The organism is Clostridia bacterium (assembly GCA_019683875.1).
Lineage (GTDB): Bacteria > Bacillota > Sulfobacillia > RBS10-35 > Bu92 > Bu92.
Window position 1 is genome coordinate 1 of sequence record JADGHN010000108.1, and the last position, 5631, is coordinate 5631.

4 protein-coding genes and 1 pseudogene are annotated in these 5631 nt (G+C 71.1%); 3 read left to right on the plus strand and 2 right to left on the minus strand.

What is annotated here, in order from left to right; genetic code table 11:
- Positions 1–901 (minus strand): sulfurtransferase (locus IRZ18_08090; protein ID MBX5477064.1); only part of this gene is annotated, 901 nt, incomplete at its 3' end.
- 183 nt (positions 902–1084) lie between these two features.
- Between IRZ18_08090 and IRZ18_08095 the strand changes: the two are divergent.
- Positions 1085–1234 (plus strand): annotated as a pseudogene (locus tag IRZ18_08095) (SDR family NAD(P)-dependent oxidoreductase).
- 370 nt (positions 1235–1604) lie between these two features.
- On the opposite strand, the gene ylbJ reads toward IRZ18_08095, so the two are convergent.
- On the minus strand, positions 1605–2858 hold the full coding sequence (gene ylbJ / locus IRZ18_08100) for a sporulation integral membrane protein YlbJ (GenBank protein ID MBX5477065.1): 1254 nt from the start codon (positions 2856–2858) through the stop codon (positions 1605–1607).
- A gap of 184 nt (positions 2859–3042) precedes the next feature.
- Between ylbJ and IRZ18_08105 the strand changes: the two genes are divergently transcribed.
- Together IRZ18_08105 and IRZ18_08110 are read left to right on the plus strand one after the other, a co-directional pair.
- Positions 3043–3411 carry a hypothetical protein gene (locus IRZ18_08105; protein ID MBX5477066.1) on the plus strand — a complete coding sequence of 123 codons (369 nt, stop codon included), beginning with the start codon at positions 3043–3045 and terminating at the stop codon, positions 3409–3411.
- Positions 3412–3451: 40 nt separating this feature from the next.
- A partial coding sequence (locus tag IRZ18_08110; protein ID MBX5477067.1) for a PBP1A family penicillin-binding protein occupies positions 3452–5631 on the plus strand: 2180 nt, incomplete at its 3' end.

A 5631-nucleotide genomic window follows, 5' to 3' on the forward strand; every position in this document is an offset into this window, starting at 1 on the left:
CCGCCGGGTGCGACGGCTCGTCCCCACGAGCCACGGGTGCGTCCGGGTAGGAGATCCAGTCGCTCCAGGACCCGGGGTAGAGGCGCGGCCGTGGCAGGCCAGCGCGGACCATGCCCAGGATGTCGGCGCAGGCGCTCACCCCGGAGCCGCAATAGACGACCACGTCGTCCAGCGGCTCGAACGCTGCGTAATGCGCCCGCAATTCCGCGGGGCTCCGCCAGCGGCCGTCCGCGTCGAAGTTCCGCACGTAGTCGCGGTTGACCGCCCCCGGTATGTGGCCGGCCACGCCGTCGATCGGCTCGATCTCGCCGCGGAACCGTTCGCGCGCGCGAGCATCGACCAGTGCGGCGTGACGCGCTCCGGACTGGATGGCGCGCGACCGTCGCATGACCTCGTCCCGGCTCGCGATCCAATCCTCTCGCGGATTGGGCTGGAAGTCGCCGCGCGGTCGGGAACGCGCCGCCCGCTCGTCCGCATCTCCCGCGGCCACCGCGCCTCCGGATTCCGCCCAGGTCTTGAAACCCCCGTCCAGGACGTGTGCAGCACGATGGCCGAGCCACGTCAGCAGCCACCAGGCCCGTGCCGCGTACGCGGACGCGCCCTGGTCGTAGAAGACGAGAACCGAATCTCCGCTGACGCCGTACCGCCGAAGGGTCTCACCCAGGCGGTCGATGTCCGGGAGCGGGTGGCGGCCCCCGTGCGCGCCGACCGGTCCCGAGAGGTCCTGTTCGAGGTCGAGGTACGCGGCGCCCGGGATGTGGCCGCGCAGGTAGGCCTCGCGCCCTGCATGGGGCGCGGAAAGTTCGAAGCGGACATCGAACAGGAGAAGCCGGTTTCCGTCACTTGTCGTCAGACGTTCCTTCAGCCACTCCACGCTGACGACGGGATCGTTCGGGCTCATCTCCGTCACGACACGACCTCCTTGGGCGCCGCAGGGCGGCGTCCCCTCTGTTCAAGCCATCCTGAGAATCCTTGCCTCGTGCTCTCTTGGCGCCGAAGCGCCACGGCTCCTCCTGCGGGCGCCACCGGGGGCGACACTCCCAAAAGATACCGGAAGAGGAACGTTCCGGCGATCATCGCGGTGATGACAGCTGATCGGGAGGCTGATCCCATGGTCGGCAAGAGAGCGCTGGTCACGGGAGGCGGAAGCGGCATCGGCTTCGCGGTGGCAGAACGCCTGGCGCGCGAAGGCGCGAGGGTCGCGCTCGTCGGCCGCAACGAAGAGCGCCTGCGGCTGCGCGAACGGCCGGCCGCCGCGGGCATCACAGGATCCTTCGTCGTGCACTCTAACGGCAGCGCGAACCGGAATGGAGGCTGCCGGATGACCCGCGACGACGGATCGGATGCTGGAGACCTGAAAGAGAGCGTCACCAAGAAGAGAAGGGCCGCGCGTCGCCGCGGCCCCCACGATACCTTGCCCGCGCCCCAGGCCGTTCTCGACCCGGTGTTGGACGTGCGGCGCGGGGAGGTCGACCTGGCGGGCGACCTTCCGGGGGTGCAGCTGGAGGACCCGGACGTCCGGGCCCTGCGCAAGCCGCGGCGGTTCCGGCCGCAGCACAGAGGGTAGGCGGTGCCGTGCGGCGCCGGCCCGCGCGCCGCGCGGCTCACCTCCAGCGTCGCCACGCCGGGCGCAGCACCGCCGCCGCGCAACCGATCGCCAGCAGCGCCACGGTCCAGTCCACCACGAGTCCCGCCGACGCGGCCAGCACGTGCCACCAGCCGCCCTCGGCCGCGGTCCAGTCGCCCGCCGAGATGACGCGGGGGAGGGGCGCGAGCGCCGGCACGCTGGTGACATCGCCCCTCAGCCCGGCCGGCCACAACGCCCACGTCAGGACGGCCGCCAGCACGGCATGAAGGACGCGGCTCGCCGTGTAGACGCCCACGCTCACGCCGGTGCCCTGCGTGACGGCCGCCACCTGCGCGATCACGCTGACGCCCGACCAGGCGATGATGGCCGAGCAGATCATCGCCCGGTCGAGGAGGGGCGCCGCGGCCTGAGCCGTGGCCTGCGAGCCGATCGAGATCTCGAAGAAGCCGCTGATGAGGCCGTCGACCACCGCCGGGTGAATCCCCAACGGGGACAGGATCACCGCGAGCACCCGGGCGGCGGCCCCCACGATGCCCATCTGGCGCATCATGCCGACGAGCACCGAAAACAGGATGATGAACCCGCCGATCATGAGCAGGGTCTGCACCGACCCCATGACGGCGTCGCCGAGCAGCTTGCCCAGCGGCCGGCCGTCCGCCTCGCGCTCCTCGATCATGGCGCGGAAGGCGCGTCGCAGAGGATGGCCCGCGCGCGGAGGTTCGGGCGGCGTCTGGTCCTGGCCGGGACGGTAGAGGAACTTCAGGAGGATGCCCATCAGAATGGCGCCAAGATAGTGCGCCTCCATGATCACGCCCGCGAGGAGCGGCTGTCCCAGCATGCCGACGGCCACGGCGCCGGCCATGAACAACGGGTCGGCCGTATTGCTGAAGGAGACGAGCCGCGTGGCTTCGGTGGGCGTGATGCGCCCCTGCCGGCGCAGGTCGGCCGTCAGCGAGGCGCCCAGGGGATAGCCGGAGTTGAGGCCCATCGCCAGGACGAACGCCCCGGCGCCCGGGACGCCGAAGAGCGGCCGCATGAAGGGTTCCATCAATACCCCCAGGAACGCGACGACGCCAAGGCCCATGAGGATCTGGCCGCCGATGAAGAAGGGAAGCAGGGCCGGAAAGATCACGTCCCACCAGACCTTCAACCCCTGGACGGCCGAACGGAACGCGAGGTCGGGATGAATCACCATCATCACGACAAATGCGACGCCGGTGACGGCCAGGAGGGTCGTCGTCGCGGAGCTTCGCTTGCCGTTGGGATGCATGCGTCGCCTCCATCAACTGCCGTGCCGTCCCCGTGCGCCACCATCGAGAACGTATGGGTTGGCCGCGGAGGGTAGAACGCGGGACCGCACGCGCCGGCGGGCCGCCTGGGCGACGCGCCTGCCGGCGATGGAACGGGGTCGGGCTTGCGCGCGCGGGTAGACTGTAAGAAGGGAGGTGCCCGCCGTGGAGGATTTGCCTCCCCGGGAGCGGCCGCACATCGAGGCCGACGGCACCGTGTCCTGGCTGCCCGCGGACGGGGTCCGCCTCGACTGGCTCGAAGTGGCGAGGCCCGATCCCAAGGGCGGGTGGCTGCGGACGTTCCACTCGGCTCCGGCGGAGATCTGGCGCTCCGGCCGGACGTTCTACATCCGCAAGCCCAAGCGCGCCCACGCCGCGGCCGCTTGGCACACGCTGACCCTGCATGCGGACCCGAGGCACGCGCGCGTCGAGGAGTGCGACGACGCGTGGGGCCGCGGCGCGCGGGTCATCTTCGAGGAAGATCCCACGGACGTGCGCTGGCCCGATCTGCGGCCAGGACCGACAGACCTCTGACACGGTCGCCGTACAGTTTTCAGGGAGCGGGGGATTCGCCGTGAGCGCGACAGAACCGAACGGCGCGTCGCCGCGCGCACCCGCGCGACGTTTCCGCTGGGGCCGGGCGGCCATGGCCGCCGGCATGCTGGCGCTGCTTCTGGCGGTGGTGGCCTTCGCGTGGCCGATGCCGGAGCCTCAGCTGGACCAGGCCACGATCCTGTACGGGCGGGACGGCTCCGAGGTGGCGCAGCTCTTCCGGCAGAACCGGACGACGATCAAGTTGGACCAGGTGCCCGAAATCCTCCGGCAGGCCGTCGTCGACACCGAGGACGTGCGCTTTTACCGGCACGGCGCGTTCGACGGGCGGGGCCTGATCCGGGCGCTGGTGTCCGACCTGCTCCACGGGCGCATCGTCGAGGGCGGCAGCACGCTCACCCAACAGCTGGCAAAAAACCTCTATCTCTCGAACCGGCGGTCCGTGTGGCGCAAGCTGGAGGAGGCCGTGCTGGCCGTCAAGCTCGAGCGCCGGTACAGCAAGGACCAGATCCTCGAAATGTACCTGAACACGGTCTACTTCGGCCACGGCGCGTACGGCGTGGAGGCGGCCAGCCTGACCTACTTCGGCAAGTCCGTAGAGAAGCTGACCCCGGCGCAGGCGACGCTGCTCGCCGGGCTGCCGCAGGCTCCGTCCGCGTACGACCCGCTGGCGCATCCGGACGCGGCGCGCGCCCGCCAGAAGCAGGTGCTCGACCGCATGGTGGAGGCCGGCCACCTCTCCGCCGCCGAGGCGCGGGCCATCGAGAACCAGCCGTGGAAGCTCGCCGAGAAGCAGGACGGCCGGGGGGACATCGCGTCCGATGCGTTCGTCGACGCGGTCGTGCGGGAACTCGGCCGCATCAACCCCGATTGGGCGGAAAACGTGTACCGCCTGGGCCTGCGCATCGACACCACGCTGGATCCGAAAGTCCAGAAGGCCGTGGAGACGGCGGTGGAGCGCCACCTCGCCCGCGGGAAGGTCGTCGACGGCGTGATGCAGCCGCAGGTGGCCGTCGTGGCGCTCGACCCGGAAACCGGCGCGATTCGCGGCCTGATGGGCGGTCGCGACGCGCACGCGGGCGGCTTCAACCGGGCCCTGGACGCGCGGCGCCAGCCGGGTTCGACGTTCAAGGCGTTCCTCTACGCCGCGGTGCTGGAACGGCGCCACACCCTTCTCGAGACCCAGGTCTGCGAGCCGGTGACGTACAGGACGGCCTCCGGGACCTACACGCCGCGCGACGACGACCCGGCGCACCCGTACCACCACGCGCCTCTCAGCATCCTTCGGGCCGTCGCGATCTCCGACAACGTCGTGGCGGTGAAGTGGACGCACGAGATCGGCCCCGCGGCCGTGGTCGACATGGCGCGCCGCGCGGGCATCACGAGCCCGTTGCAGCCCACGCTGTCCGTGTCGCTGGGCGCCAATGCCGTCACGCCCCTGGAGATGGCGTCGGCGTATGCGGTCTTCGACAACGGCGGCTACCGGGTGGAGCCGTTCGCGATCCTCCGCGTGCGGGACGCGCAGGGGCGCGTCCTCTGGGAGCGGCCGCGCCCGGAGCGGCAGCGGGTCCTGGATCCGGGCGTGGCCTACCTGACGACGTACGCCCTCCGCAACGTGGTCGCGTCCGGGACCGGGGCGGGCCTGGGCGGCGTCGTGGGGCGGCCCGTCGCCGGCAAGACCGGCACGTCGGACGACCAGAAGGACGCCTGGTTCGTGGGCTACACGCCCCAGTTGGTGACGGCCGTGTGGGTCGGCAACGATCAGCCGTCGCCGCTTCCGGGCTTCGGCGCCTCGCTGGCCGGGCCGGTGTGGGCCAACGCGATGCGATTGGCGTTGCGCGGCGAGCCGGTCAAGAATTGGCCGACGCCGGACGACGTCGTCTGGCTCGACGTCTCGACCGTCGACGGCCTGCTGCCGAACCCGACCTCGCCGACGATGCGCGTGCCGTTCCTCAAGGGGACGGAGCCGACCCAGGTGAGCCCCGACTGGAACTGGGAGAACCTGTGGAAGAAAGTCCAGCAGGCCCGGAGCCTGGAAGACTTGCAACACATCCTTGAACCGCTCGGGCCGGACGCGTTGCAGAGCGCGCCGGACTGGCTGCGCGCCGGGTTGTTGCAGCGCCTGTTCCAGCTGCAGAACCCCACGGTGCCGTGGGGACCGGAGCCGGGTGGCGGGAGCGAGGCCCCGCCCGGCCAGACTCC